Source organism: Bacillus sp. 05T31, from assembly GCF_056396725.1.
This window is the reverse complement of record NZ_JBFTMA010000683.1, coordinates 1-2388: the sequence shown is the minus strand read 5'-3', so window position 1 is coordinate 2388 and position 2388 is coordinate 1. Positions and strand designations below refer to the sequence as shown.

General features: G+C 33.6%; 4 protein-coding genes. All 4 read right to left on the bottom strand.

Annotation, left to right across the window (positions count from 1 at the left end; genetic code table 11):
- The coding region (locus tag AC1DJR_RS26565) for a redoxin family protein (RefSeq protein ID WP_477003918.1) at window positions 1–251 on the bottom strand (251 nt) is incomplete at its 3' end.
- An 18-nt stretch (window positions 252–269) separates the two neighbouring features.
- Complete coding sequence (ccdA, locus tag AC1DJR_RS26560; RefSeq protein ID WP_477003917.1) at window positions 270–983, bottom strand: cytochrome c-type biogenesis protein CcdA; 714 nt, start codon at window positions 981–983, stop codon at window positions 270–272.
- 54 nt (window positions 984–1037) lie between these two features.
- A complete protein-coding gene (locus AC1DJR_RS26555; RefSeq protein WP_477003916.1) occupies window positions 1038–1850 on the bottom strand; it encodes a M56 family metallopeptidase in 813 nt (270 codons plus the stop codon).
- A 1-nt stretch (window position 1851) separates the two neighbouring features.
- The gene (locus AC1DJR_RS26550) at window positions 1852–2268 is read right to left on the bottom strand and encodes a BlaI/MecI/CopY family transcriptional regulator (protein ID WP_002031086.1); all 417 of its coding nucleotides are present in this window, start codon (window positions 2266–2268) and stop codon (window positions 1852–1854) included.
- Window positions 2269–2388 lie beyond the last annotated feature (120 nt).

The following is a 2388-nucleotide window of genomic DNA, read 5'->3' as shown; positions in this document are numbered from 1 at the left end:
GGTCCACACCATGATGCCCAAAAATTAATAATATATGGTTTTCCCTTTGCATCATTTAGCGAATACAGCTTCCCGTCCAATCCTTTTAATGTTATGTTCGGYGCTTTAAATCCCACTTGTGGTAATACTTCYTTCTCTTGTAACTCCGCTTGTTTCGCTTTTCTTTSTTTTTCTTCTTTYTTWGTATTATAAAAGTTAACTCCTGCCCAAATTAGTGCCCCAGCTAATATAATAGCAATTAGTTTCTTCACTTTTCTTCCTCCTCATTTCTAAAATCCTGTAAATCCACCAAATATACGAATAAAAAATGCTGTAATTTTCGTCATTTGATTTGTATATAATAAAACTCCTGTTACAATCATAATTCCACCGCCAATTTTCATCATGACATTGGCATATGTAACAATCCATTTTACCTTTCCGATAAAAAATGCCATCACGAAAAACGGAACTGCAAATCCAAGGGTGTACGCTGTAATATACAGAAGCGCACTTTCAGGATTGGTCGCACCGAGCATAAGCACTGCAGAAAATATCGGTCCAACACACGGTGTCCATCCTGCTGCATATGTCATGCCGACCAAAACTGAGCGAATATATCCTGTCGATTTACTTCTATACTGCACTTTTTTCTCTGCCATAAGCCACTTAGGCTGAAACAATCCAGTCATAAATAACCCCATCAAAACAATAAAAACCCCACCAATTTGCTGAATCAATCTTTGATTAGATGAAAAAGTAATCCCAATCCAACTCACCGATAAACCTAACGCATAAAATATAACCGAGAAACCGATCATAAAAAATACTGTATGTATAATCGCTGACTTTTGCATAATCCCACGATTTTCTTTTAAATCTTGAATAGACACACCTGTAATATATGATAAATAAGATGGATATAGCGGTAAAGAACATGGTGATATAAATGAAAGTATCCCAGCCCCTACTACTAGCCAAATTGTTAAATCCGCCGCATTCATTTTATCCCTCCTAAATACACTACAATACGTAGTGTTAATTATTAAAAAAAGAGGCTATATGCACTCTCCGACAATAAGTACAATCGACATACAAAATAGCCCTAACGTTACATATACTGAATTTGTATGTAATGGTATATTCAGCTTAACAACTTTCTCATTCAACACTTGCTCAATTCGTAAATTAATTGCGGTTTTCGCAAACGACGCTGTAATACATTGATTTTCCATCGTCGTTATTTTAATTAACTTTAATAATGCACTACCTAGCTCAAATGAAGATTTCATTTTTTGCATCGCATATTTATCTGCTGATAGCTCTTGATATACATGATAACGCTGCAACATCCCTTTTAATATAGGAATATACATCATTCCCTCAGCTAACAATGTAAAGAAAAATAACTTTAATGGATCTCGATTTTTTTGATGATATTCCTCATGTAATACAATCGCATCAATTTCTTCCTCAGAAAATGCCTGAAACATTCCTTCTGAAATGACAATTTTCGGTCGAAATAATCCAATTGTAAATGCCGTAATCTGTAACGTTGATAATACGTACACTTGCTTTCCTTTTCTAGTAATAGACACGAGATTTCTTTTCAATCTTTTACTATGAAAAAATTGCTTCCAAATTCTTTTACTCATAATGATTACAGTAAATAACAGTAATCCGGCTATCATTATACGAAGTATTGATAGTTCCCTCATATGTTTTTGTAATTCAAATAAACAAAATTGAGAAAGGAAAAATGCTTTATTTTGAAAAAGAAATGGGTATGTAACGTAGTATACTAACATGCTTAAAAAAAGCACACTAATAGTCACTGCTAACAAAACGATTTTACGCATTTGCCACTTCATTTTATCGGTCCTCTTTTTTTAGCCGACTTAATTTCTCTTCTAATTTTTTTATTAAAGATGGATCAGCTTGCTCTAACTCATCTATCATATGGTTCACAACAAGATCTCCAAATTCACCCATTAATTCCTGTGTCATTTTCTTCGTTTGATTAGATAAAAATTCTTCCTTCGTTTGTGTAGTACGATACATACCACTTCTTTTCACAATATGCTTTTCTAAATGTGCTTTCTCTACTAATCTGTTCATAACTGTCATTACAGTATTAAAATTCACCGGGGATTCTTCACTTAATCTCTGTTGCACATCTTTAATGGTAATACCCTCAGTAGCCCAAACAATTTCCATTATTTTCGCTTCAAGCGGTCCGAAAAAGTGATTTAACCCTTGCTCATTTAACTTGTAGTTTTGAGTAAACATCGTATGGCCCCTTTCACACTACAGATTGTAGTATAAAATATATAGAAGGTCAAACATAAATGATATTAACTGATACTTAAATGAATCCTAATCTTCACTAATTAGTTATCTGTACCACGT